We start from the raw sequence: 25719 nt of genomic DNA, 5'->3' as shown, positions 1-25719 counted from the left end.
GGTCAGGCCGGGGGCGTTTCCTCGACGATCACCAGATCGCGCTCGGACGCGCCCCTGGCATGGGCCAGCGCGGCCTGGTATTCGGCGCTGTCATAGCAGGCGACCGCGGCCTCGAAGCTGGGAAAGCGCGCGACCACGTTGCGCGGACGCTCGGCCCCCTCCATCTGGCGAAAGCGGCCGCCGCGGGCCAGGAACACGCCGCCATGCGCAGCGATGGCAGGACCCGCGGCCTGCGCGTAGCGGCCATAGGCCTCGGGGTCGGTCACGGTGACATGGGCGATCCACAACGCGGTCATGCGCTTTCTCCGATCAGCTTCTCGACCTCTGCGATGGCCCGGTCGGCATCCGCCAGGCTGGGCGCGCCGCCTTGCGCGCGGTCGGGCCGGCCGCCGCCGCCCTTCCCGCCCAGCGCCGCGGTCGCCGCCTGCACCAGCGCGACCGCGCTGATCCGGGCGGTCAGGTCCGCGGTGACCCCGGCCGCCACCGTCGCCTTGCCGTCGGCCTCGGCCAGCACCAGCACCGCGCCGCTGCCCAGCTGCGACTTCATCTCATCGACCAGAGCCCCCAGTTCCTTGCCGCCGACGCCCTCGACCCGGCGGCCCAGAAAGCGGATGCCACCGACGTCGCGCGCCTCGGACCCGCCGGCGCCGCCGCCCATGGCCAGTTGCCGCTTCAGCTGCGCGACCTCGTTGGCCAGTTGCTTGCGTTCATCGGCAAGGGCCCGGACCCGGTTCACGACATCGCCGGCCTGAGCCTTCAGGACACCCGCGATTTCAGACAGTTGCGCGTCGGAACTGCGAAGATGGTCCAGGGCGGCCTGGCCGGTCAGCGCCTCGATCCGCCGCACACCCGCCGAAGAGGCGCTGTCGCCCAGCAGCGCGAATGCGCCGATATCTCCGGTGCGCGCCACATGGGTGCCGCCGCACAGTTCGATCGAATAGGTCTGGCCGTCCGTGCCCTTGCCGGAATTGCCGCGCCGGCCCATCGACACGACGCGCACCTCGTCGCCGTATTTCTCGCCGAACAGCGCCTGCGCGCCCAGCGCACGGGCGTCTTCGGGCGTCATGATCCGGGTCTCGACGGGCGAGTTCTGGCGGATGAACTCGTTCACCTCGGCTTCGATCCGGGCCATGTCCGCGGTCGAGACGGCGTGATTGTGGCTGAAGTCGAAGCGCAGGCGATCGGGCGCATTCAGGCTGCCGCGCTGCGCGACATGGTCACCCAGAACCCCCCGCAGCGCCTCGTGCAGCAGATGCGTTGCCGAGTGGTTGGCGCGGATCGTGCCGCGCCGGGCATGGTCGACCGACAGCTGCGCACCCTGGCCGCGCTGGACCTGGCCCCGCGTGACCTCGGCCTGATGCACGAAGACGCCGGCGATCTTGCGGGTGTCGGTCACCCGCGCGGCACCGGTCTCGGTCAGGATCAGCCCGGTGTCGCCCACCTGCCCGCCGCTTTCGGCATAGAAGGGCGACTGGTTGACGACGATGCCAACGCGCGTGCCTTCGCCCGCCGAGTCCTGCGGATTGCCGTCGATGACCAGCGCGAGGATCTGGCCCTCGGCCTCTTCGGTGTCATATCCCAGAAACTCTGTCGCGCCATGCTGCTCGGCCAGGTTGAACCAGATCGCGGCATCGGCGGCCTCGCCGCTGCCCGACCATGCCGCCCGCGCCTTGGCCTTCTGCTCGGCCATTGCGGCGTCGAATCCCGCGATCTCGACCGCTCGGCCCTGCTCGCGCAGCGCGTCCTGCGTCAGGTCCAGCGGAAAGCCGTAGGTGTCATACAGCTTGAAGGCCGCCGCGCCGGGCAGGTCGGCCCCCTCGGGCAGGCGCGACACCTCGTCGTCCAGCAGCCGCAGGCCGCGATCCAGCGTCTGGCGGAACCGCGTCTCCTCGCTGCGCAGCGTTTCGGTGATCAGGGCCTGCGCGCGGCCCAGTTCGGGATAGGCCGCGCCCATCTCGTGCACCAGCGCGGGCACCAGCCGGTGCATGACCGGGTCGCTTGCGCCCAGCATGTGCGCATGGCGCATGGCGCGCCGCATGATCCGGCGCAGCACGTAGCCGCGCCCCTCGTTCGAGGGCATCACGCCGTCCGCGATCAGGAAGCTGGTCGAGCGCAGGTGGTCCGCGATGACCCGGTGGTGGACCTTGCCCGGCCCGTCGGGATCGGCGCTGGTGGCGTGGGCGCTGGCCTCGATCAGGGCGCGCATCAGGTCGGTGTCGTAATTGTCGTGTTTGCCCTGCAACAGCGCGCCGATCCGTTCCAGCCCCATGCCGGTGTCGATCGACTGCATGTCCAGCGCCCGCATCGAGCCGTCCTCGAACTGTTCGTTCTGCATGAAGACGAGGTTCCAGATCTCGATGAAGCGGTCGCCATCCTCGTCGGGCGAGCCCGGAGGCCCACCCCAGATGTGGTCGCCGTGGTCATAGAAGATCTCGGTGCAGGGGCCGCAGGGGCCGGTCGGACCCATCTGCCAGAAATTGTCGCTGGTCGGGATGCGGATGATCCGCTCGTCGGGCAGGCCGGCGACCTTCTTCCAGATCGCCGCCGCCTCGTCATCGGTGTGATAGATCGTGACGAGCAGCCGGTCCCTGGGAATGCCGAAGTCGCGGGTCAGCAATTCCCAGGCATAGGGGATCGCCTGATCCTTGAAATAGTCGCCGAAGCTGAAATTTCCCAGCATCTCGAAGAAGGTGTGGTGGCGCGCGGTATAGCCCACATTGTCGAGGTCGTTGTGCTTGCCGCCGGCGCGCACGCATTTCTGCGCCGTGGTCGCGCGGTTGTAGTCGCGCGTCTCGATGCCGGTGAACAGGTTCTTGAACTGCACCATGCCCGAATTGGTGAACATCAGCGTCGGGTCGTTGCGCGGCACCAGCGGGCTGCTGTCGACGACCCGGTGGCCGTTCTTCTCGAAATAGCCGAGAAAGGTAGAGCGGATGTCGTTCAGGCTGGGCATCATGGCGTTCCTGGCAGGGTCTGGACACGGACCGGCGCGCCCGGTCGCGCCTTGGTCTAGACCCGGGCGGCCCATCTGTCCAGCGATCCCGGCGCGGTGCCCGCCCGCACCGCCCGGCCGGCAACGGACAGCGCGCGGGACGATCGCCCGCGCCCCATCCGCCTCCCGGCGGCCGTCTCAGTCCTCGGTCAGTTCGGCCTCATCATGGCCGTCGGGGGCGCCGAAATCCAGCCCGTGGCTGGCGCGGATCTTGTCCTCGATCGCATAGGCCAGGTCGGGATTGTCGCGCAGATACTGCTTGGCGTTCTCGCGGCCTTGGCCGATGCGCTGATCGCCGTAGGAATACCAGGCGCCCGACTTCTCGACCACGCCCGCCTTGACGCCAAGGTCGACCAGTTCGCCCACCTTGCTGATGCCCTCGCCATACATGATGTCGAACTCGACCTGCCGGAAGGGCGGCGCGACCTTGTTCTTGACCACCTTCACCTTGGTGGTGTTGCCGATCACCTCGTCGCGATCCTTGATCGAGCCGGTGCGGCGGATGTCCAGCCGGACCGACGCATAGAATTTCAGCGCGTTGCCCCCCGAGGTGGTCTCGGGGCTGCCGAACATGACGCCGATCTTCATGCGGATCTGGTTGATGAAGATCACCATGCAGTTCGACCGGCCGATGCTGGCGGTCAGCTTGCGCATAGCCTGGCTCATCAGCCGGGCCTGCGCGCCGACCTGCGCATCGCCCATGTCGCCCTCGATCTCGGATTTCGGGGTCAGCGCGGCGACCGAGTCGACAACCACCATGCTGACAGCGCCCGAACGGACCAGCGTATCGACGATCTCCAGCGCCTGTTCGCCGGTGTCGGGCTGGCTGATCAGCAACTCGTCCAGGTTGACGCCCAGCTTGCGGGCATATTGCGGGTCCAGCGCATGTTCGGCATCGACGAAGGCACAGACACCGCCCTTCTTCTGTTCCTCGGCGACGGCATGCAGGGTCAGCGTCGTCTTGCCCGAGCTTTCGGGGCCGTAGATCTCGATGATGCGGCCCTTGGGCAGACCGCCGATCCCCAGTGCGATGTCGAGGCCCAGCGACCCGGTCGAGGTCGCCTCGATCTCGGCGACCGGGTTGTCCTTGCCCAGCTTCATGATCGAGCCCTTGCCGAACTGCCGTTCGATCTGCGCAAGTGCGCTGTCCAGCGCCTTCTGCTTGTCCGCACTGCGTTTGTCGTTCATGTCGAAAATGCTCGCCTGTGCCATCTGGTCCTCACCTTATTTCACAGCCCCCGGACCGGGGCAATCCGCGGCGCGGGTCCTGATGTTCACTTGTTGTTCTAGCGCCTGAATGCGCGATCCGGCGTGGTTTTGCAAGGGCGAACTGGCGGTTCGGCCCGATTCGCACCACATCTTCGCGCGCCAGCGATTAACAAATCGTTTACATCCGCCCGCCCAGCCGATATGCCGCGCCCGCCCGCCCCGCCCCGGCGGACCACACGCTGACAGGACGTTCGGACCATGCTGATTTTCTGGGATCGCCGGCTGGTGTTTCTGGCCACCCCCAAGGCCGGCTCGACGGCGGTCGAGGTGGCGCTGGAATCGCTGGCCTCGGCCTCGATCCAGCGGCCGGCGGCGCTGAAGCATACCGATATCGGCACCTATCGCCGCCATGTCGGCCCGTGGCTGCGCGCCCAGACCGGCGAGGATTTCGCGACCGTCGCGCTGATGCGCGAGCCGGTCGACTGGCTGCGCAGCTGGTACCGCTTCCGCCAGCGCGACGACCATGACGATCCCCTGCACCGGATGGAGGGTGTCAGCTTTGCGCGCTTCGTGCAGGACTATGTCGCCTCGGACGGGCCGGACGACCTTCGGATCGGCACCCAGGCCGAGTTCCTGACCGACGGTGCGGCGCGGGTCGACCGGATCTTCCGCTATGAAGGGATGGAAAGCTTCGTCGATTTCCTTGAGGATCGGCTGGACTGCGCCATCGAGTTGCCGCGCATCAACGTGCCCCCTGCCGTCGATGTCCATCTGGACGCCGGCGACGAGTCGATCCTGCGCGCCCGCCTGGCTGGCGATCTGGCGCTTTACGCGGGGCTGTAGGCGGCGCGGGACGATCAGGGCGAACCCCGACGCTAGGTCCGGCCCACGACATCCTCGATCTGGCGGGCCATCAGCGCAAGGCAGTCGGGCGTCGAGAAGCGGTGGTCCGCACCCTTCACAATCGTCAGGCGCAGGTCGTCGCCCTCGGCGTGATCCAGCAGGTCCAGCGCCCAGGCTATCGGCACATCCACGTCGGCGCTACCCTGCAACATCCTGACCGGAAACTTCAGGCGCAGCGGCGCCTCCATCACCAGATTGTCGCGCCCCTCCTCGATCAATCGGCGCGTGATGACATAGGGCTGATCGTCATAATCGCTTGGCAGCGCGATCCGTCCCTCGCGCAGCAGCAGATCGCGCTGACCTTCCGAGAAACCGGCCCAATAGCCGCGTTCGGTGAAATCCGGTGCGGCGGCGATGGTCACGAGGCCCGCGACGCGATCGGGCATGTCCCGCGCGATCAGAAGCGCGATCCAGCCGCCCATGCTGGAGCCGACGATCACCTGCGGCCCCTCGGTCAGCGCGCCGATCGCCGCGCGTGCATCGGCGGCCCAGTCGCCGATGGCGCCGTCCTCGAAGCTGCCGCTGCTGGCGCCGTGGCCGGAATAGTCGAACCGCAGGAAGGCCCGCCCGCTGCGCTGCGCCCAGTCCTGCAGGAACATCGCCTTGGTGCCGCTCATGTCGGACCTGAAGCCGCCGAGAAACACGACGCCCGGCCCGCGCCCCGGCAGGCGGTGATAGGCAAGGCGCCTGCCCTCGGGCGTGTCGAGATGATCGGTCACGGGTCCTCCTGTCAACGGTGCTGCACCGGTCACGCCGCAGCAGGCTGCCGCGGCCGGGGCTCATCTTGACAGTTTTGCCGGCGGGGTCCAAGGGAGGGCGACATACCCGCAACCGGGCGTTCCGTGGGCGCCAGACCGACGAGGAGGACGACATGTCCCAGATTTCCCTGACCTTTCCCGATGGCAATGCGCGCGATTACCCGGCCGGCGTCACCGCCGCCGAGGTCGCCGAAAGCATCGCGCCAGGCCTCGCAAAGCGCGCCATCTCGGCCAGCCTCGACGGGCGCCACATCGATCTGGCCTGGCCAATCACCACCAGCGGCGCCATCGCGATCCACAGCATGAAGGACGAGGCGCAGGCGCTGGAACTGATCCGCCACGACTTCGCGCATGTCATGGCCCGTGCGGTGCAGGCGATCTGGCCGGATGTGAAGGTGACCATCGGCCCGGTCCGCGACCACGGCTGGTTCTATGATTTCGACCGGGCCGAACCCTTCACGCCCGAGGATCTGGGCGCCATCGAGGCGAAGATGAAAGAGATCATCACCGCCCGCGACCCGGTCCGCACCGAGGTCTGGGACCGCGCCCGCGCCATCGCCCATTACGAGGCCGCGGGCGAGCCCTTCAAGCTGGAGCTGATCGACCGCATCCCCGAGGGCGAGGACCTGCGGATGTACTGGCATGGCGACTGGCAGGATCTGTGCCGCGGCCCGCATCTGCAATCGACCGGCCAGCTGCCCGCCGATGCCTTCAAGCTGACCCATGTCGCCGGTGCCTACTGGCTGGGCGATGCCAGCCGCCCCATGCTGCAACGCATCTACGGCGTCGCCTTCCGCAACCGCGACGACCTCAAGGCGCATCTGCACATGCTGGAGGAGGCCGCGAAGCGCGACCACCGCAAGCTGGGCCGCGAGATGGACCTGTTCCACATGCAGGAAGAGGCGCCGGGCCAGGTCTTCTGGCACCCGAACGGCTGGAACATCTATGTCACGCTGCAGGACTACATGCGCCGCAAGCAGCGCGCAGATGGCTATGTCGAGGTCAATACCCCGCAGGTTGTCAGCCGGAAACTGTGGGAGGAATCAGGGCATTGGGACAACTATCAGGAAAACATGTTCATCGTCGAGGTCGATGAGGACCATGCCCGGACCAAGACCATCAACGCGCTGAAGCCGATGAACTGCCCCTGCCATGTGCAGGTCTTCAACCACGGCCTGAAATCCTATCGCGACCTGCCGCTGCGGATGGCGGAATTCGGCTCGTGCAACCGATATGAACCCTCGGGCGCGCTGCACGGGATCATGCGGGTGCGCGGCTTCACGCAGGACGACGCGCATATCTTCTGCAGCGAGGATCAGATCGAAGCCGAGACGAAGAAATTCATCGAGTTCCTCGCCGGGATCTATGCCGATCTTGGTTTCAGCGGCTGGAGGATCAAGCTGTCCACCCGTCCGGACAAGCGCATCGGATCGGACGAAAGCTGGGACCGGGTCGAGGCTGCCCTGGGCAATGCCTGCAAGGCGGCCGGGCACGACTTCACGATCTTCCCCGGCGAAGGCGCCTTTTACGGGCCCAAGCTGGAATTCGTGCTGACCGACGCGATCGGCCGCGACTGGCAGTGCGGCACCTTGCAGGTGGACCCGAACCTGCCGGAACGTCTGGACGCCGAATATGTCGGCGCCGACGGCCACAAGCATCGTCCGATCATGCTGCACCGCGCCGTTCTGGGCAGCTTCGAACGCTTCATCGGCATCCTCATCGAGAACAGCGCCGGCAAGCTGCCCTTCTGGCTGGCGCCGCGGCAGGTGGTGGTCGCCTCGATCGTCTCGGACGCGGATGCCTATGTCCACGAGGTCGTCGCCACGCTGCGCGCCGCGGGACTGCGCGCCGAGGCGGATGTCCGCAACGAGAAGATCAACTACAAGGTCCGCGAACATTCCGTCGCCAAAGTGCCCGCAATTCTTGCCATCGGCATGAAAGAGGTAGAGGATCGCACCGTGTCGATGCGCCGGCTGGATCAGCAGGGCAGCAGCACCTTGACGCTGGCCGAGGCCAGCGCCCTTCTGAAAGACGAGGCTACAGCGCCCGATCTGCGCTGAAAAACGCCGATGTTACCAAAGCTTCACGCCCCGGATGCAGGCTGTGGGTGTTTCCCGCTTGCGTTTCTTAACGATTCGTTCATCCTCTCTTTCGCGTGAGCGAAGACTTTCTACCGCCTCCCTTCCACGGGCAGCCGGAAGACCGAAAGCGGGCTGCACGGCCTGACGCAATCCTGCGTCGGGATGAGTTGAAGGAGAGAACGGTTATGGCGACCGGAACGGTGAAATGGTTCAACGCCACCAAGGGCTATGGCTTCATCGCGCCCGATGACGGGGGCAAGGACGTGTTCGTGCATATCTCGGCCGTGGAACGCGCCGGGCTGACCGGGCTGAAGGACAACCAGAAGATCGGCTACGAGTTGCAGTCGGGCCGCGACGGCCGTGCCTCGGCCAGCGACCTGAAGTTGCTCTGACCCGGCCTTGACGGCATCTCGAGCGGCCCGTTCGCGCGGGCCGTTTCTCGTTTTCCCGGTCGTCCGCATCGGCAGCGCGCCGGTCGCCAGCCCCCCGGACCGGAGCCTGCCCCCGTGAACCTCGCCGAACATGTCCTGCGCGCAGGGATGGCCGCGCCCGACAGGCTGGCCATGTCGATTGTCGGGGTCGCGCGGGCCGACCGATGGTCCTATGCGCGGCTGGTGGCGGCGGTGCGCGGCACGGCGACCGGGCTGCGCCGCCTCGGGCTGCGTCCGGGCGACCGCCTGCTGGTCCGGCTGGGCAACACGCCGGGCTTTCCCGTGGCCTATCTGGGGGCAATCGCGGCGGGGCTTGTGCCGGTACCGACATCGGCCATGCTGACCCGGCCCGAGATCACCCGCATCGCAGCCGAGACCGGTCCCGCGCTGATCGTGGCCGGACAGGGCATCGCCCTGCCCGACCATCCCGCCCCGGTGCTGGCCGAGTCGCAGTTGGCAGGGTTTTCCGCGCTGCCGCCCGCGGATTTCGCCCAGGGCGACCCGGAACGGCTGGCCTATATCGTCTATACCTCGGGAAGTTCGGGCCGGCCGCGCGCGGTGATGCATGCCCATCGCGCGATCCTTGCCCGCCGGATGATGTTCGACGGCTGGTACGGGCTGCGGCGCGACGACCGGCTGCTGCATGCAGGCGCGTTCAACTGGACCTTCACCCTCGGCACCGGGCTGATGGATCCCTGGACCGTCGGCGCGACCGCGCTGATCCCTGCCGAGGGCACCGGGCTGGACCAGATACCGCTGCTGGCGGCGCGGCACGGGGCGACGTTGCTGGCGGGGGCGCCGGGCGTCTTTCGTCGGCTGCTTCGATCCGGGTGGCCACCGATCGCCAGCCTGCGCCACGGGCTTGCGGCGGGCGAGCGCCTCGATCCCGCGCTGCGCGAGGCATGGCGGGAACGCACCGGCACCGACCTGCACGAGGCGATGGGCGCGTCCGAGGTCTCGACCTTCATCTCGGGAAGCCCGGCGCGACCCGCGCCCCCCGGCACCGCGGGCTATCCGCAGTCCGGCCGGACCGTGGCCATCCTCGACGACTGCGGTGTGCCGGCGACGGCGGGGCAGCCCGGCGACCTGGCCCTGCGCCGCGACGATCCGGGGCTGTTCCTCGGCTATCTGGGCCAGCCCGACGACACTGCGGCGCGGTTTCGCGGCGACTGGTTCCTGACCGGCGACCGGGCCGTGCAGGGTCGCGACGGGGCGATCGCGCTGCTGGGCCGGGCCGACGACATCATGAACGCCGGCGGCTACCGCGTCGCGCCCCCCGAGATCGAGGAGGTGCTGTCCTCCCATCCCGAGGCGGGCGATGTGGCGGCGACCGAGCTGGCGGTCGGATCGGGCCGCAGCATCATCGCCGCCTTCTGGACCGGCGCCGCCGCCGAGGCCGAGCTGCGCGCGCTGGCCGAGGCGCAGCTGGCGCGCTACAAGCAGCCGCGTGACTACATCCGCCTGACGGCATTGCCCCGCACGCCGACCGGCAAGATCAACCGCCGCGCGCTGCGCGAGGCGCATCGGAAGGACGGCGCATGATCAGTCTCGACATCTTCGCGGACCCGGTCTGCCCCTGGTGCCTGATCGGCAAGGTCGCGCTGGACCGCGCGCTGGAAAGCCGGCCGCAGCATCCCTTCGACATCCGCTGGCATCCGTTCCGGCTGAACCCTCAGATGCCGCGCGGCGGGATGGACCGTGTGACCTATCTGAAGGCCAAGCTGGGTGATCGCGCCGAGGCCGCGTCGCGCGCCGTGGCCGAACGTGCCGCCGCGCTGGGTCTGGCGCTGAACCCCGCGCCGCGCGAGCCCGACACCACGGACGCCCATCGCCTGCTGCACTGGGCCGGGCTGGAGGGGGCGCAGACGCGGGTCATGTCGGGCCTGCTGCGCGCCCATTGGCAAGAGGCGCGCGACATCGGTGATGCCGCCGAACTGGCCCGCATCGCCGAGGCCGCGGGCCTTGACGGCGCGATGATGGCGCATCTTCTGGCCGGCGACGCCGATCGCGACGAAATCGCCCGCCGCGAGGCCCATGCCCGGCAGCGCGGCATCGATTCGGTGCCGGCCTTCGTGGTCGCCAATCGCCACGCCGTCAGCGGCGCACAGCCCAGCGAGTTGTGGCAGCGCGTGATCGATGAGCTGATTGCAGCCGAGAACGCCTGATCGGACTTGCAGATCGTGCAAGTTTGCGCTATCTGACGCCCCTGCCCACAGGTGCGCCATGATGTCAGACCGTTTCCATGTTTCGCAGTCGCCACAGCGACGGCTGCCGCTTCCCGAATTCATCGCGATGCTGGCCTTTCTCTTTGCCACCATCGCCTTCTCGATCGACGCGATGCTGCCGGCCCTGCCCCAGATCGGCGCCGAGCTGACCCCCGACAACATCAACCGCGCCCAGCTGATCCTGACGGTCTTCGTGGCCGGCATGGGGGCCGGGACCCTGTTCGCGGGACCGATCTCTGACGCGATCGGTCGCAAGCGCGCGATCACCCTGGGCTTCGCGCTCTACGGTGTCGGCACGGTCGCCGCGCTGTTCGCCAACAGCATCGAATTCCTGCTGGTCGCGCGATTCGTGCAGGGCCTTGGGGCTGCCGGCCCGCGCATTGTCGGCCTCGCGCTGGTGCGCGATCTCTACGAGGGGCGCGAGATGGCCCGGATCACCAGCTTCGTGATGATGGTCTTCATCATCATCCCGGCGCTGGCGCCCTCGATCGGGGCGGGCATGATCTGGCTCGCGGGATGGCACGGGGTGTTCCTGGGCTTCCTGCTGTTCGCGCTGATCGGATGCGCCTGGCTGAACCTGCGGCAGGCCGAGACGCTGCCCCCGGAACGGCGCCGGCCGCTGCATCTGGTGCCGCTGAAGGCCGCCGCCCGAGAGGTGCTGACCGACCGGCAGGTGATGCTGTGCACGCTGATCCTGACCCTCGGCTTCGGCCAGATGTTCGGGCTGCTGTCCTCGGCCCAGCAGCTGTTCGGCGAAGCCTATGGCACCGGCGACGCCTTTCCGTTCTGGTTCGCGGCGATGGCGCTTCTGTCAGGCAGCGGCACGATCCTGAACGCGGCCTTCGTCACCCGCTTCGGGATGCGCCGGATCGCCAAATGGGCCTATATCATGCAGACCTGCGTCAGCGCGGTGATGCTGTTTCTGGTCGCGGGCGACCTGCTGCCCGAGACGCTGCGCTTTCCGGCCTTCTTCTTCTGGTGCGTCAGCGTGTTCTTCATGGCCGGGGTCACCTTCGGCAACCTGAACGCGCTTGCGCTGCAGCGGATGGGGCATATCGCGGGCATGGCCGCGTCGATCGTCGCGGCCATCTCGACGGTACTGGCCACGCTGATCGCAGCGCCGGTCGGGCTGCTGTATGATGGCACCGCGCTGCCGGTGATCACCGCCACGCTGATCTGTTCGGGCCTTGCCTGGGCGATGATGCGGCTATTGAACGACTAGCGTGACATCGGCCCCGGAGGATCCGGCGATCACCCGCCGGGCATTCGCGAGGTCATTGGCCAGATGCGCCTCGATCCGCGCCGTGTCCTTGCCAAGCCCCTGCCAGCGCGCCGCGAGCCTGCGGCGCAGTTCGGCCTCGGGCACGTCCAGCAGGACGCGCAGGTCGTAACGCACCCTGCGCCAGGGCGCGGCGTCCAGAAGCAGGTAATTGCCCTCCAGCACGACGATCCGGTGATCCGGCGCGACCACGCCGGCACCGGCAATGGCCAGCTCGCGGCTGCGGTCGAACAGCGGAAAGACAACCTCGGCCGCGGGCTGCGCCAGACGGGCGGCCAGCGCGGCGAACCCCTCGGCATCGAAAGTCTCGACCGCGCCCTTCCGCGGCAGCAGGCCGCGGGCCGACAGCACCCGGTCATCAAGGTGAAAGCCGTCCATCGGGACCAGCACGGCATCCTGCAACCGGGCGACCAACGCCTCGGCCAGCGTGGATTTGCCCGAGCCGGGCGCACCGGCAACGGCAACCAGCACCCTGGGGCCGGACAGGGCGCCGATCCGCCGGATCAGCGCCTGCCCCTCGCCCGCGTCAAACCAGTCCCCGGGAAGTCCGAAGGCCGGGGGGCGCCGCCCCCCGTCCGCGTCGCTCATGCCGCGATCCCCTCGGGCACCTTGGCGCCGGTCATGTAGGCCACGGCATCCGACATCGAGTGATCCGAGGGCTTGATGACGCAAAGCCGCTTGCCCAGCCGGTGAATGTGGATGCGGTCGGCCACCTCGAACACATGCGGCATGTTGTGGCTGATCAGGATGATCGGGATCCCGCGCGAGCGGACATCGCGGATCAGTTCCAGCACCCGCCGGCTTTCCTTCACGCCCAGCGCCGCCGTCGGCTCGTCGAGGATCACCACCTTCGAGCCGAAGGCCGCCGCGCGGGCCACCGCCACGCCCTGCCGCTGGCCGCCCGACAGCGTCTCGACCGCCTGGTTGATGTTCTGAATGGTCATCAACCCCAGCTCGTTCAGTTTTTCGCGGGCAAATGCCTCCATCTTGGGGCGGTCCAGCTGCCGGAACCACTTGCCCATCACCCCCGGCTTGCGCAGTTCGCGGCCCATGAACATGTTGTCCGCGATCGACAGGGCGGGCGACATGGCCAGCGTCTGGTAGACGCATTCGATGCCATGGCCCCGCGCCTCCAGCGGCGAGGCGAACTGGACGCGCTGGCCTTCCAGCGTGATCTCGCCCTCGTCGGGCTGCACCGCGCCCGACAGCGCCTTGATCAGCGAGGACTTGCCGGCGCCGTTGTCGCCGATCACGGCCAGGATCTCGCCGGGCATCAGTTCGAAGTCGCAATGGTCCAGCGCGGTGACGCGGCCATACCGCTTGACGAGGTTGCGGGCCTTGAGAATGGGTTCGGTCATGACGACACCTTTCTGATCCACTGGTCCACGGCGACGGCGAAGATGATCAGCACGCCGATGAGGAAGAAGGTCCATTGCGGGTCGGTGCCGACAAGGCGCAGGCCCATCTCGAAGACGCCGACGATCAGCGCGCCGAAGAACATCCCGATCACCGAGCCGCGCCCGCCAAACAGCGAGATGCCCCCGATCACGACAGCGGTGATCGACTGGATATTGCCCAGCTGCCCCGTCGAGGCGGTGGGCGAGACCGAGCCGAAGCGTCCGATCATCACCCAGCCCGCGATGGCGCAGAACAGCCCGGCCAGCGCATAGACCTGCACAATGATCCGGCCGGTCTGCACGCCCGCCAGCTTGGCCGATTCCTGATCGTCGCCCACCGCATAGACGTGCCGACCCCAGGCCGTGTGGCGCAGCACATAGGCAAGGATCGCCACCAGCGCGATCATCAGGAATACCGCATACAGAACCTTGACGGCGAAGGGGTCGACGGACTGGCCCCAGAATTGCAGCGAGGGCGCATTGGTCGCGACGTCCTGGCTGCGGATGGTCTCGTTGCGCGAGAAGATGAAGTTGGCCGACAGGAATATCTGCCAGGTGCCCAGCGTGACGATGAAGGGCGGCAGCTTCAGACGCGAGATCAGCAGGCCGTTGATGGCGCCCATCGCGGTGCCAAGCGCCAGCCCCATCGCGATCGCCAGAGGCGCGGGGATGCCAAAGCGGAAGCTCAGCTGCCCCATCAGGACCGAGCAGAACACCGCGATCGCGCCGACCGACAGGTCGATGCCCGCGGTCAGCACGACGATGGTCTGCGCGCAGCCCAGGATGCCTACGATGGCGATCTGCTGCAGGATGGTGGACATCGTGGTGGCGCGGAAGAAATTGTCCGAGAGCAGCGCGAAGACGATGACCGAGGCGACCAGCACGATCAGCGGCACCGCCGACGGGGTCTGGTGCAGCCAGTGCTGAATCTTCTTCAGCAGACTTGTTTCTTCGTGGAACGCCGCCACCGACTCCGAGGCACCCTTCAGGCCCTCCTCGAAGCTGGATGCGGGTTTGGATTCAGTGGCCATTGTCGCCCCTCCTCAGAACGCAGCGCGGACCTTGTGACAAGGGGCGGCACCGGCACCGCCCCTTCGCTGTTCGATCATGCAGGCGATGCCTGCGCGGGCCTCAGCCCCAGCACAGCTCCGCGCCCTTGGCGGTATCGACCGACTCGACGCCCTCGACCGGCTTGTCGGTGACCAGCGTCACCCCGGTATCGACGAAGTCCTTGCCCTCGGTGGGGGTCGGCTTGGTGCCGTCCTTCGCAAAGGCCGCGATCGCCTCGATGCCCATCGAGGCCATCTTCAGCGGGTATTGCTGCGAGGTGGCGCCGATCACGCCGTCCTTGACGTTGGCCACGCCGGGGCAGCCGCCATCGACCGACACGATCAGCGTCGAGCCTTCCTTGCCCACGGCCTTCAGCGCCTCATAGGCGCCCGCCGCAGCCGGTTCGTTGATGGTGTAGACAAGGTTGATGTCCGGGTCCTTGGCCAGCAGCGCCTCCATCGCGGTCAGGCCGCCCTCTTCGTTGCCGGCCGTCACCTCGTTGCCGACGATGCGCGGATCGGTCTCGTCGCCCCATTTGTTGGGATCGCCCAGATCGATGCCGAAGCCCTCAAGAAAACCCTGGTCGCGCAGCACGTCCACGGACGGCTGCGAGATGGCCAGATCCAGCAGCGCAATCTTGGCGTCGGCGGCGGCATCGCCCATGGTCGCGGCCGCCCATTGGCCGATCAGCCGACCGGCCGCGAAATTGTCCGTGGCAAAGGTCGCGTCGGCCGCGTCGATGGGGTCAAGCGGCGTGTCCAGCGCGATCACCAGAATGCCCGCATCGCGCGCCGTCTTGACCGAATCGACGATCGCGGCGGTGTCCGAGGCGGTCAGCAGGATGCCCTTGGCGCCATCGGCCACGCAGGCCTCGATCGCGGCCACCTGGGCCTCGTTGTCGCCGTCGACGCGGCCTGCATAGGATTTCAGTTCGACCCCCAGCTCGGCGGCCTTGGCCTCGGCGCCCTCCTTCATCTTGACGAAGAACGGGTTGGTGTCGGTCTTGGTGATAAGGCAGGCCTTCACCGGCTCCTGCGCCTGCGCCGTGCCCGCGCCAAGGGCCAGCACCGAGGCGGCAAGGGACAGGCGGATTGCGGTCGTGATGGTCATTTCAGAACTCTCCTCCAGACAAGCGGAACATCTGCCCGCCTTGCCCTCACAAAGCATGAGATCTTTTCGCTTGTCAATAACTCAATTAAGTTGATTAATGTCGGCGGGGAGGCAAGACGCCATGCCAGACGACCGAAGCGACCGCCTTGATGCCGGCGATCTCAGCCGAAACGAGCGCCAGATCCTGGGCATGGTGCGGCGTCGCGGACCGATGCCCCGCGCCGCCCTTGCGCAGGCCTGCGGGGTGTCGGCGCAGGCCATCACCAAGCTGACCAGAAAGCTGATATCGCTAGGCTACCTTCAGGAGTCCGAGGTCGTGCGCGGCAAGGTTGGCCAGCCCTCGACGCCGCTTGCGCTGAACCCCGAAGGGGCGCGGTTCCTGGGGCTGAAGCTGGGCCGGAGGCTGGTCGAACTGGCGCTGGTGGACTTTGCCGGGCAGGTCCGCCTGCACCGGCAGGAGGTCTATGGCTTCCCCGACCCTGACCGTGTGATTGCCTTCGCACGGCAGGGTATATCAACCTTCCTGACTAATACTCCCTCCGCCGTGCGGGACCGAATCAGGGGGCTGGGGATCGCCACCCCCTACCGGCTGTGGGACTGGGGCACCGAGATGCGGATCTGGCATGATCGCGACCTGCGGGGCGAACTGGCGCGCGACCTGCCTTTTCCGGTCTTTCTCGACAATGACGCGACGACCGCCTGCGGGGCCGAGCTGATGTTCGGCCAGCACCGGCTGCCACCGGACTTCCTGCATGTCTACATCGCGCATTTCTGCGGCGGTGGCATCGTGCTGGACGGGCGGCTGCGCCACGGACCGACGCGAAATGCCGGCGCGCTCGGTTCGATGCCGCTGGCGGGCGGCGCGCAGCTGCTGGATCGCGCTTCCGTCTCGTCGCTGGAACAGCGCCTCGGCCGGTCGCTGCCGCCCGACGACATCGGCTGGGACGTCCCCGACGCCACCGAGGCGGTCTGGGTGAACGATGCCGCCGAGGCCCTGGCCTTCGCGGCGATGTCGGCGGTCGCGCTGGTCGACCTGCCGCTGGTGGTGATCGACGGCGCGGTGCCGCCCGGCACCCGTACCCGGCTGGCCGACGCGACCCGCCGCGCCATCGCGGCCATGCCAAGCGCGGGCCTCGACCGCCCACAGGTCGTCGAGGGCAGCCTTGGCCGTCACGCCCGCGTGCTGGGCGCCGCCGCCCTGCCGCTGTCGCATTTCTTCGAACTCGACGGCGAGTTGGGCTGACCCTCTGGCATTGCCGCGCCAAATCCCCCAATCTCGCCGCGACGAGAGGGAGGGACGGCATGTTCTTGGGAATCGATCTGGGCACCTCGGGGATCAAGGTCGTGCTGATCGACGACGCGCATCGGGTGCTGGGCACCGGCCATGCCCGGCTGAGCGTGCAGACCCCGCAACCGGGCTGGTCCGAACAGGACCCGCAGGCGTGGATCGACGCGACCCGGGCCGCGATCGCCGATCTGGCCATGCCCCTGGACCGCGTGGCCGGGATCGGGCTTTCGGGACAGATGCATGGCGCCGTCTGCCTGGACGCGGCCGACCATGTGCTGCGGCCCGCGATCCTGTGGAATGACGGTCGCGCCTCGGACGAGGCCGAGGCGCTGGACGCCGATCCGCAATTCCGCGCCGTGACCGGCAACATCGTCTTTGCGGGCTTCACCGCGCCCAAGCTGGTCTGGATGCAGCGCCACGAGCCCGACCTCTTCGCGCGCATCCGGCGGGTGCTGCTGCCCAAGGATTACCTGCGGCTGTGGCTGACCGGCGAGGCGATCAGCGACATGTCCGACGCCTCGGGCACCGCCTGGTTCGACCCTTCCGTCCGCGACTGGTCGGCGCCCCTGCTTGCAGCGACGGGCATGCGGCGCGAGCAGATGCCCGATCTGGCCGAAGGCAGCGCGGTGGCCGGCCATCTGCGCGCCCATGTGGCGGCCGAACTTGGCATGCCCGCCGGCATCCCGGTCGCCGGAGGCGCAGGCGACAATGCCGCGACCGCCATCGGCGCGGGAATCACCGGCACCGGTCCGGGGCTCGTGTCGCTTGGCACCTCGGGCGTGATCTTCGCCGCGACCGACCGCTTCCTGCCGGCGCCCGACACCGCCATCCACGCCTTCTGCCACGCCCTGCCCGACCAGTGGCACCAGATGGGCGTGATCCTGTCGGCGGCGAGCTGCCTCGACTGGTGGGCGGGCATCATCGGCCGCGCCGCGCCCGACCTTCTGGCCGAGCTTGACCCCCAGCCCGGCCAGCCGGGGCGCATCGCCTTCTGGCCCTACCTGACCGGCGAACGCACGCCGCTGAACGACCCGGCGCAGCGCGCGGGCTTCACCGGCATGTCGGCGCGCACCGACCGCCGGCAGCTGACGCGCGCCGTCCTGGAAGGCGTGACGCTGGCCCTGGCAGAGAACATGCAGGCCCTGCGCGCCGCCGGCGGCGGGGCCGATGCGCTGATCGCGATGGGCGGCGGCGCGCGGTCCGACCTGTGGCTGGCGATGCTGGCGCAGGCGACCGGCGTGCCGGTGCTGCGTCCCGCGGGGGCGGAGACCGGGGCAGGCTTCGGGGCCGCCCGGCTGGCGCTGATGGCCGCGACGGGCGCCGGCGCCGAAGTCCTGACCACGCCCGACATCGCCGGGCGGTTCGACCCCGACCCGGCCCTGCTGCCGGCCTGGGCCGAGGCGCTTGCCCGCCTGCAGGCGCAGCGGGCCTGATCGCGACGGGCGGTGCTTGACACCGCGCCGAACCCGTCTATAAGCCCGCACTTCATTGGTGTTGGCGGCCTCCGCAAGGGGATGCCTGTCGGGCGCAAGCCAAAGGACAACGCCCTTTTGAAACTGACAAAAGGAGATCAGCCGTGACCAAACGCACGTCTGCCAAGTACAAGATCGACCGCCGCATGGGCGAGAACATCTGGGGCCGCGCCAAGTCGCCGGTCAACCGTCGCGAATACGGCCCCGGCCAGCACGGCCAGCGCCGCAAGCAGAAGCTGTCGGATTTCGGCACCCAGCTGCGCGCCAAGCAGAAGCTGAAGGGGTATTACGGCGACCTGACCGAAAAGCAGTTCCGCCGCATCTATGCCGAGGCCGAGCGCGTCAAGGGCGACACCGGCGAGAACCTGATCGGCCTGCTGGAGCGCAGGCTGGACGCCGTCGTCTATCGCGCGAAATTCGTGCCGACGATCTTCGCCGCCCGCCAGTTCGTGAACCACGGCCATGTCGAGGTGAACGGCCAGCGCGTGAACATCGCCTCCTACCGCGTCAAGGAAGGCGACGTCGTCTCGATCCGCGAACGCTCGCGCCAGCTGGCGATCGTTCTCGAGGCCGTGGGCCTGCCCGAACGTGACGTGCCCGACTACCTCGATGTCGACCACAACAAGATGACCGCGACCTTCGTGCGCACCCCGGCGCTGGGCGACGTTCCCTATGCCGTGCAGATGGAACCGAACCTGGTCGTCGAATTCTACGCGAAGAACTGATCTTCGCCACGACTCGAGACGCGAAAGGCCGCATCCGGAGATGCGGCCTTTTTTCATGCCCGGTGACGTCGCCGCGACCCGCGCGGCGGCGGCCTAGTCGGCCGGCAGGTGCAAGGCGCCGTTCCAGTAATCCTGCGACAGGGTCGTGGCGTCATAGCCCTGCCGCCACTGGTCGCGCAGCGCGTCGTAGCGGCGCGACAGCGCCCAGACCGCCTTGCAGGTATTCCACAACCCGGCAATCGCCCGCCGCCTGTCCTGCGCCAGATGCATGACCTTGTCGTTCTTCGTGTCGACATAGGTCAGCGAGGCCGACGCCCAGACCGGGCGGATCGCGCCGCGCTGCTCGGACGACAGCACCCGCCGGTTACCGACCCGGCCGAGGAAGGGAATGACCATGCCGCTTCCCGTCACCTTGGCCAGCAGCAGGCCGAGGGGATGGTCCGGGTCGATGCGCACGCGGTCCCTGGGCAGCATCGCGGGCAGGTCCTGCCAGATCTCGGTGCGCGTCAGCGCCTTGATCTGCGCGCGCTGCTCGGCCGCATCGGCATTCGCGGCGAAGAAGCCGGGGCCCTTCATGGCATCGCGAATCGCCAGGTTCACCGCGTCGAGGCTGTCGTAATGGTGGCGCAGGATGCAGCGGGCGGCGAAGCGGAAGCACATCACCGCCAGCGCCCGACGGCCGACCTCCATCCGGGGCAGCGCAAGATGGTGGGCCAGATGGCTGCGCAGGTCCAGGTAGAAGGTCAGCGGGCTGTCCTTCTCGGCGAAGTTGCCCTGATACGAGGCCACGCCGTTCAGCCGCACGATGTCGAAATCATTGGCCAGCGAGAAGCTGACATCGTCGCCGCGCACGAAGAAGGGAAAGGGCAGATGTCGGGCGCGCTCCAGCGGGAAGGCGAAGAACCACCAGCCGCCATACAGCTTGTCGGGCGGCGGCAGCGCGGTGTTGTGCTCCATCGGCAGCACCTGGTCGATCTCGCGCAGGTCGGTGCCCATGAACAGCGGATGGCAGCTCTGGTCGAAGATCGCGCCGTTCTCCCAGATCGCCCATTTATGCGCCTCGTCGATCATCGCGCCGGCTATGGCGGTGCGGTCGTCCAGCGCATGGGCGAGAAACATCCAGCTATGCTCGAGGCTCTCCATGTGGCTGGCGGCGTCGTCATCCATGAACAGGCAGTGCGTCGCGCCCGAAGCCCGCGCCTCGATCAGGCCGCGGGCAAAGCCGCCCGCGCCGCCCAGGTTGGGGTTGGGGTAGACATCGACATGCGCCGAGGGTGCCAGCCCGCTGTCCTGGCCGTTGTCGACCACCTGCATGCGGATCAGCCCGTCAAGCTGCGACGCGGCGATGAACCGTTCAAAGCGCCGCACCGACCGCGCCACCGCCTGGGGGCGGCGGAAGGTGGTGATCGAGACCATCAGCCGGGGGCTGCGCCGCAGCGGGTCGGTCGTCGTCCAGTCGGCCGCGGTGAGAACGCCGTCAGACAGCGCCCGCAGGCTGAAGAACACCACCCCGCCTTGCGGATGCAGAGCCTCGCTGAGATCGAAACCCACCGGCTCGATCCCGTCGAGGTCGATGATCTCGCTGACGATCCGTTCCGACGACCGGCCGGCGCGGGCCTGCTGGATGACCAGATGGAAACGCCCGCTGCCCTCCAGCGACAGGCTCAGCTGGCGCAGCCCGCAGCGGCGCACCCATTTGCTGACGTTGAAGAGGTTGAACCAGGTGCCAAAGCGCGCCTCGCCGCCGGTCGCGAAGGTGATCCGGCGGGCCTTCGAGGACAGGCCCGCACTGCCCTTCAGCCGAAAGAAGGGCGCCTCCTCGGTGCTGACATCGCGATCGGGCCAGATCAGGCCCTGCAGCCGATGGACGGCCTGCGACAGATCCTCGGCGCCACGCCATGTCGCCGCGCCATCGGGGCGCGACGGGGTGATCTGGTTGTCATGCTTCATGCTTGCGGCTTCTTTGGCGAGGGGCTTCCGGTCCGGGGCGCGTCGGACGATGACCGGAGGCGGTCGGGTTGCGTGGTGGCGGTGCCGCCAAGGATCGACTGAGTCAGGCGGCCCCGGCAACAACGCTCGCCGCCCGCGACATGGCCAATCCCAGCCAGCACATCTCTTGACCACGGCGTATAGCGGATCGTCGCCCGAATACAATCGTTCCGGCCGTGCCGCTCCGGGCTTCAGGATGCCGGGTCCAGCGCCTCGCGATAGACCTGCAGCATCTGGTCCACCTTGGCCTCCCAGTCGAAATCGCGCCGCACGATCTGCTGGCCCGCCTGTCCCATGCGCGCCCGCAGCGCGGGATCATGGGCCAGGGTGGCGAAGGCCCCGGCCAGGCGTTGCGGAAACTCCTCGCGCGGGACGGGGTGGACCAGGATGCCGCTTTGCGCGTTCAGATAGTCCAGCGGGCCGCCCCAGGCGCTGGCCACGACCGGCAGGCCCATCGCCATCGCCTCCAGCACGACCGCGCCGCCGCATTCGCGCAGGGAATTCAGCACCAGCGCGTCCGATTGCGCCAGGACCTCGGCGCAGCGGTCCTGCGGCTGGAAGCCGTGGAAGACGACATGCCCCGCGATCCCCAGATCATGTGCAAGCGCCTCGAGCGCCGGGCGCCCCTCGCCGTCGCCCAGCAGGTCCAGCGTCACATCCGCCCCCCCGGCCCGCGCCAGCGCGACGGCGCGCAGGGTGATGTCGATGGCCTTCCAGCCGACGAAGCGCCCCAGAAAGACAAGCCGCAGCCGGCCGGGCGCGGATGGCGGGCGGCCACCGTCACCGTTGGGCGCCGCCGGCGGTGCGCGCCAGCGGGTGAAGTCGATGCCGTTCTCGATCAGCGTCTCGATGCGCGGGTGATGCGGGTCCGGCAGGGCGCGCCTTGTGCGTTCGTTGGCGACCAGCAGAACCGCCGCCCTGTGCTTGCCCGGATTGATCCGGTTCAGCAGCAGCGCCAGGCGCCGCCCCATGAGGATCGAGGCACGGGTCGCGCCGCCCTCGTGATCCTCGTAGCCCGGCGGATAGTCCATCCCGCCATTCATCGGCCCGATGACCAGCGGCACGCCGAAGCGGTGCAGGCTCGACGGGATCAGCGGCGAGACCGGGATCGGCTGGTGGATCACGTCCACCTCGCCCGCCGCGACCAGCTGCCGGATCAGCCGGGCCTGGTAAAGCTCGTTCAGCCAGGTCATCAGCCCGCCGCCGATCAGGTCGCGCACGCGTTCGGGAAAGCGCGCGAAGGCGCGCCAGATCAGCCGGTGCCAGCGCGTGTCGGGCACGAAATGCATCCGCGCCGGGTCGCAATCGGGCAGCGCCAGCAATTCCTCGGCGTTGCGGTGATGGGCGATGAGGTGAACCGGATGGCCGCGCCGCGACAGGATGCGGAAATAGTTCAACGGCAGGAACGCTTCGCCGCCGAAACGGGCCGAGGCATTGGGGGCGACGATCAGGATCTTGGGCGGCGTGGCGTCGGACATGGCATCATTGCTACTCGTGACCTTGCCCTTATCGGCCAGCCGGCAGGCGAGGGCAAAGAAATTCCCCCTAAAGGCCGAAACAAATCGCCGCGCGGCCTCGTGGACATTTCGCCACTTCCCATGATCCGCCCCGGCCATTAGACCGGCGCGGACCGAAGGATGGCCGACATGACCCAGATCACTCCACAGCCCGGCATCATGCAGATCGCGCTTTATGTCAGCGGCGAAAGCCGCCTGGCCGGGCATGACGAGGTGCTGAAACTGTCCTCCAACGAAAACCCGCTCGGCTGCAGCCCCCGCGCGACCGCGGCCTTTGCCGAGGCATCGGCCAGCCTGCACCGCTATCCCTCGACCGATCATGCGTCGCTGCGCCAGGCGATCGGCGCAGTTCATGGGCTCGATCCCGACCGGATCATCTGCGGGGTCGGCTCGGACGAGGTGTTGCAGTTCGTGACCCAGGCCTATGCCGGGACCGGCGACGAGATCATCACCACCCAGCACGGCTTCTCGATGTATCCGATCCTCGCGCGGATGGTGGGCGCCACCCCGGTGACGGTGCCCGAAGCCCAGCGGCGCATCGACGTGGACGCCGTGCTTGAAGCGGTGACGCCGCGCACCCGGATCGTCTTTCTGGCCAACCCGGCAAACCCCACCGGAACGATGCTGGACGGCGATGAGCTGGACCGTCTGGCCGCCGGTCTGCCCGCGGGGGTGATCCTGGTCCATGACGGCGCCTATGCCGAATTCGTGGCCGGCTTCGACGGGGGGGCTTCGCTGGTGGACCGCTATCCCAACGTGGTGATGACGCGCACCTTCTCGAAGATCCACGGCCTTGGCGGGCTGCGCATCGGCTGGGGCTATGCCGGCCGCGCGATCATCGACGTGCTGAACCGCATCCGCCAGCCCTTCAACCTGTCCAGCGCGCAGCTGGCGACGGCAGAGGCGGCGATCCGCGACAGCGGCTTCACCGCCCGCTGCGCCGATCTGAACGCGCGGATGCGGTCGCGAATGCGCGAGTCGCTGATCCAGATGGGCATTGCCTGCGATGAAAGCTTTGCCAATTTCGTGCTGGCTCGCTTTGCCTCGCCGGCCGAGGCCGAGGCCGCCGATGCGGCGCTGCGCGAGGCCGGGATCCTCGTGCGGCGGGTGGCCGGCTACGAGCTGCCCTGCGCGCTGCGCATCACCGTGGGTGACGAGGCCGCCTGTGCGCGGGTGCTGGAGACGCTGGGCGGCTTCATGGCCGGGCGGGCCGGGGCATGAGCGTGATCTATCAGCGCGTCGCCCTGATCGGGCTGGGGCTGATCGCCGGATCGATGGCCCATGCGATGCGTGAAGCCGGTCTGGCCGGCGAGATCGTGGGCCATGCCCGCAGCGCCGAGACCCGCGAGACCGCCCGCCAGATCGGCCTGTGCGACCGCGTCACCGACAGCGCGGCGGCGGCTGTCGCGGACGCGGATCTGGTGGTGCTGGCCGTTCCGGTTGGCGCGATGGGCGCCGTCGCGGCCGAAATCGGGCCGCATCTGAAGCCCGGCGCGACGGTCACCGATGTCGGCTCGGTCAAGCAGGCGGTGATCGACGCGGTCGCCCCGCATCTGCCCGCGGGCGTGCATTTCATCCCCGGTCATCCGCTGGCCGGGACCGAACATTCCGGCCCGCGGGCGGGATTTGCCACGCTGTTTCGCAACCGCTGGTGGCTGCTGACGCCGCTGCCGGACAGCGACGCGGCGGCGATCGGGCGGCTGGGCGATCTGGTTCGCGCGATGGGCGCCAAGACCGACAGCATGGATGCCGGCCATCACGACCTGGTGCTGGCGGTAACCAGCCATGCGCCGCATCTGATCGCCTACACCATGGTCGGCGTGGCCGACCATCTGCGCCGCGTCTCGGGCGAGGAGGTCATCCAGTATTCCGCCGCCGGCTTTCGCGACTTCACCCGGATCGCGGCCAGCGATCCGACCATGTGGCGCGACGTGTTCCTGCACAACAAGGAGGCGACGCTGGACATCCTCGGCCGCTTCACCGAAGAGCTGTTCGTGCTGCAGCGCGCGATCCGCATGGGCGACGGCCAGCAGTTGTTCGACTATTTCACCCGCACGCGCGCCATCCGCCGCGGCATCATCGAGGCCGGGCAGGATACCGAGGCGCCCGATTTCGGCCGCGTCGGCCTGCCGCCCGCGCCGAAGGCCTGACGCCGCGCCCCTATCGCCACGCGGGGAACGCGGGCGCGGCACCAAGGTCGATATCGCCCAGCAACAGCCGCCCCCCGCGCATGACCAGCGGCAGGCGCAGTTCCTGCCCCGCAGCTTCGGGGAGGGTCATGCCGTCGGCCTCTGACTCGGGCGGAAAGGGCATCCGGCCGATCCCAGCCAGCAGCGCCGAGGCCAGCATCGCACCCTCGGCCGGCAGCATTCCCGCCTCGCCCGCCGCACGCAGAAGCGCGTCCCCGTCGCCCGTATAGATCGCCAGGCGCCCCTCGGCCCGGCCGGCGGCGTCGCGGCGGATCATCCCGGCCAGCCGCGCCGTCGCGCCGCCAAGTGTCACCTCGACCCCGTCGGCGCGCAGCGCCACCGGCGCGGGTGGCGCCGCTGCGCCGCGCACCACCGCGAGATCGAGGATGCCGTCCAGCCACACCCGCAGCGCCCCCGTCACCGACAGATCGCCCGGCAGTGGCAGCGTCGGGGCGCCCATCGCGGCCAGCCCGCCCGGCCGCATCCCGGCCAGCGTCAGGGTGGCGTCATAGGCGGCGCGGGCGCCGCGCGGCGCCTCGTGGCCCAGCCCGGCCATCTGCATGTCGACCGATACCGCCTCGGCCAGCGGCGCGCCGTCCAGCGTCAGCATCGCCGCCTGGATCCCCGCCTGCCGGATCGCCCCGCCATGCAGCGGCGACACCCGCAGCGCGCCAGCCCCGCCCCTGAGGTCCACGCGATGATCGCGCCCCGCCTGCCTCAGCAGCGCGCGGTCGGGCAGCGCCACGCGGATCGCGGCCGGATCCGCCGGCGCCACCCATAATTCCAGACCCGGCAGCGCCAGCGACACATCGCCAGACGTATAGGCCGGTTCGACCAGTTCAACGCCGATCCGGCCCAGCTTGCGCAGCGGGCGGGCCTCGGCCAGGGCAAGGTCGCGCCGCGCCGCCGCCTGACGGCCAGCCTCCGAGGCCAGCCAGCTTTCGCCACCCAGCCACAATCCTGCAACTGCCGCCGCGATCAGCAGCAAAAGCACCAGAAATGCGCGCATCGGTTTCCCTGTCCCGCCCCTGCCCCCGCCTGCGCCACGGGCCGCCGGTTCGGTCCGGGCCTCTGCCGCGCAGGTCTTTCATCGGCGGCCATCGT

General features: G+C 68.7%; 22 protein-coding genes. 11 read left to right on the top strand and 11 right to left on the bottom strand.

Annotated elements, in window-relative coordinates; all coding sequences use genetic code 11:
- Positions 1-2: 2 nt before the first annotated feature.
- The 3 genes from Q5Y72_RS12125 to recA form a co-directional block, all read right to left on the bottom strand.
- On the bottom strand, positions 3-296 hold the full coding sequence (locus tag Q5Y72_RS12125) for a DUF1330 domain-containing protein (protein WP_305963687.1): 294 nt from the start codon (positions 294-296) through the stop codon (positions 3-5).
- Positions 293-2953, bottom strand: a complete 2661-nt coding sequence (gene alaS / locus Q5Y72_RS12120; protein WP_305963686.1) for an alanine--tRNA ligase — start codon at positions 2951-2953, stop codon at positions 293-295. Before alaS ends, Q5Y72_RS12125 begins: the two co-directional genes overlap by 4 nt.
- Positions 2954-3130: 177 nt before the next feature.
- Entirely contained in the window at positions 3131-4204 is a 1074-nt protein-coding gene (gene recA, locus Q5Y72_RS12115) for a recombinase RecA (RefSeq protein ID WP_305963685.1), read from the bottom strand.
- A gap of 255 nt (positions 4205-4459) precedes the next feature.
- Here recA and Q5Y72_RS12110 point away from each other — a divergent pair, with 255 nt between their 5' ends.
- Positions 4460-5044 (top strand): sulfotransferase family protein, encoded by a 585-nt coding sequence (locus Q5Y72_RS12110; RefSeq protein WP_305963684.1) that lies wholly within the window; start codon positions 4460-4462, stop codon positions 5042-5044.
- A 32-nt stretch (positions 5045-5076) separates the two neighbouring features.
- On the opposite strand, the gene Q5Y72_RS12105 is transcribed toward Q5Y72_RS12110, so the two are convergent.
- Entirely contained in the window at positions 5077-5823 is a 747-nt protein-coding gene (locus tag Q5Y72_RS12105; RefSeq protein WP_305963683.1) for an alpha/beta hydrolase, read from the bottom strand.
- 152 nt (positions 5824-5975) lie between these two features.
- Between Q5Y72_RS12105 and thrS the strand changes: the two genes are divergently transcribed.
- From thrS to Q5Y72_RS12080, 5 genes are all read left to right on the top strand, one after another.
- Positions 5976-7922, top strand: coding sequence for a threonine--tRNA ligase (gene thrS / locus Q5Y72_RS12100; protein ID WP_305963682.1), 1947 nt, complete (start codon positions 5976-5978; stop codon positions 7920-7922).
- A 206-nt stretch (positions 7923-8128) separates the two neighbouring features.
- Positions 8129-8335, top strand: a complete 207-nt coding sequence (locus tag Q5Y72_RS12095) for a cold-shock protein (protein ID WP_305963681.1) — start codon at positions 8129-8131, stop codon at positions 8333-8335.
- Between the two features lie 114 nt (positions 8336-8449).
- Positions 8450-9916: a class I adenylate-forming enzyme family protein gene (locus Q5Y72_RS12090; protein ID WP_305963680.1), complete on the top strand. Its 1467-nt coding sequence runs from the start codon at positions 8450-8452 to the stop codon at positions 9914-9916.
- On the top strand, positions 9913-10539 hold the full coding sequence (locus Q5Y72_RS12085) for a DsbA family oxidoreductase (RefSeq protein WP_305963679.1): 627 nt from the start codon (positions 9913-9915) through the stop codon (positions 10537-10539). The genes Q5Y72_RS12090 and Q5Y72_RS12085 overlap by 4 nt, the downstream gene beginning before the upstream one ends.
- 61 nt (positions 10540-10600) lie before the next feature.
- Positions 10601-11821, top strand: coding sequence for a multidrug effflux MFS transporter (locus Q5Y72_RS12080; RefSeq protein WP_305963678.1), 1221 nt, complete (start codon positions 10601-10603; stop codon positions 11819-11821).
- Here the strand turns inward: Q5Y72_RS12080 and Q5Y72_RS12075 are convergent.
- The 4 genes from Q5Y72_RS12075 to Q5Y72_RS12060 form a co-directional block, all read right to left on the bottom strand.
- Positions 11807-12466: an AAA family ATPase gene (locus Q5Y72_RS12075; protein ID WP_305963677.1), complete on the bottom strand. Its 660-nt coding sequence runs from the start codon at positions 12464-12466 to the stop codon at positions 11807-11809. The two genes, Q5Y72_RS12080 and Q5Y72_RS12075, sit on opposite strands and share 15 nt — an antisense overlap.
- A complete protein-coding gene (locus Q5Y72_RS12070; RefSeq protein ID WP_305963676.1) occupies positions 12463-13236 on the bottom strand; it encodes an ATP-binding cassette domain-containing protein in 774 nt (257 codons plus the stop codon). Before Q5Y72_RS12070 ends, Q5Y72_RS12075 begins: the two co-directional genes overlap by 4 nt.
- Entirely contained in the window at positions 13233-14306 is a 1074-nt protein-coding gene (locus tag Q5Y72_RS12065; RefSeq protein ID WP_305963675.1) for an ABC transporter permease, read from the bottom strand. The genes Q5Y72_RS12070 and Q5Y72_RS12065 overlap by 4 nt, the downstream gene beginning before the upstream one ends.
- 100 nt (positions 14307-14406) lie before the next feature.
- A complete protein-coding gene (locus tag Q5Y72_RS12060; protein ID WP_305963674.1) occupies positions 14407-15435 on the bottom strand; it encodes a sugar ABC transporter substrate-binding protein in 1029 nt (342 codons plus the stop codon).
- A 121-nt stretch (positions 15436-15556) separates the two neighbouring features.
- Between Q5Y72_RS12060 and Q5Y72_RS12055 the strand changes: the two genes are divergently transcribed.
- The 3 genes from Q5Y72_RS12055 (at position 15557) to rpsD (ending at position 18920) form a co-directional block, all read left to right on the top strand.
- Positions 15557-16678 carry an ROK family transcriptional regulator gene (locus tag Q5Y72_RS12055; RefSeq protein WP_305963673.1) on the top strand — a complete coding sequence of 374 codons (1122 nt, stop codon included), beginning with the start codon at positions 15557-15559 and terminating at the stop codon, positions 16676-16678.
- A 59-nt stretch (positions 16679-16737) separates the two neighbouring features.
- Positions 16738-18156, top strand: coding sequence for a xylulokinase (gene xylB, locus Q5Y72_RS12050; RefSeq protein WP_305963672.1), 1419 nt, complete (start codon positions 16738-16740; stop codon positions 18154-18156).
- 143 nt (positions 18157-18299) lie between these two features.
- Positions 18300-18920 (top strand): 30S ribosomal protein S4, encoded by a 621-nt coding sequence (gene rpsD, locus Q5Y72_RS12045; protein WP_305963671.1) that lies wholly within the window; start codon positions 18300-18302, stop codon positions 18918-18920.
- Between the two features lie 93 nt (positions 18921-19013).
- Here rpsD and Q5Y72_RS12040 read toward each other — a convergent pair whose 3' ends face one another.
- Together Q5Y72_RS12040 and Q5Y72_RS12035 are read right to left on the bottom strand one after the other, a co-directional pair.
- Positions 19014-20870: a hypothetical protein gene (locus Q5Y72_RS12040; protein WP_305963670.1), complete on the bottom strand. Its 1857-nt coding sequence runs from the start codon at positions 20868-20870 to the stop codon at positions 19014-19016.
- Between the two features lie 230 nt (positions 20871-21100).
- Positions 21101-22387 (bottom strand): glycosyltransferase family 4 protein, encoded by a 1287-nt coding sequence (locus Q5Y72_RS12035; protein ID WP_305963669.1) that lies wholly within the window; start codon positions 22385-22387, stop codon positions 21101-21103.
- Positions 22388-22555: 168 nt separating this feature from the next.
- Here Q5Y72_RS12035 and hisC point away from each other — a divergent pair, with 168 nt between their 5' ends.
- On the top strand, positions 22556-23647 hold the full coding sequence (hisC, locus tag Q5Y72_RS12030) for a histidinol-phosphate transaminase (RefSeq protein WP_305963668.1): 1092 nt from the start codon (positions 22556-22558) through the stop codon (positions 23645-23647).
- Positions 23644-24576 carry a prephenate/arogenate dehydrogenase family protein gene (locus Q5Y72_RS12025; RefSeq protein ID WP_305963667.1) on the top strand — a complete coding sequence of 311 codons (933 nt, stop codon included), beginning with the start codon at positions 23644-23646 and terminating at the stop codon, positions 24574-24576. Before hisC ends, Q5Y72_RS12025 begins: the two co-directional genes overlap by 4 nt.
- Positions 24577-24586: 10 nt before the next feature.
- On the opposite strand, the gene Q5Y72_RS12020 is transcribed toward Q5Y72_RS12025, so the two are convergent.
- Entirely contained in the window at positions 24587-25624 is a 1038-nt protein-coding gene (locus Q5Y72_RS12020; protein ID WP_305963666.1) for a DUF2125 domain-containing protein, read from the bottom strand.
- Between the last annotated feature and the right edge of the window lie 95 nt (positions 25625-25719).

The sequence above is a fragment of the Paracoccus spongiarum genome (assembly GCF_030732095.1).
In the GTDB taxonomy this organism is placed as follows: domain Bacteria; phylum Pseudomonadota; class Alphaproteobacteria; order Rhodobacterales; family Rhodobacteraceae; genus Paracoccus; species Paracoccus spongiarum.
This window is presented reverse-complemented; position numbering and strand designations above follow the sequence as displayed.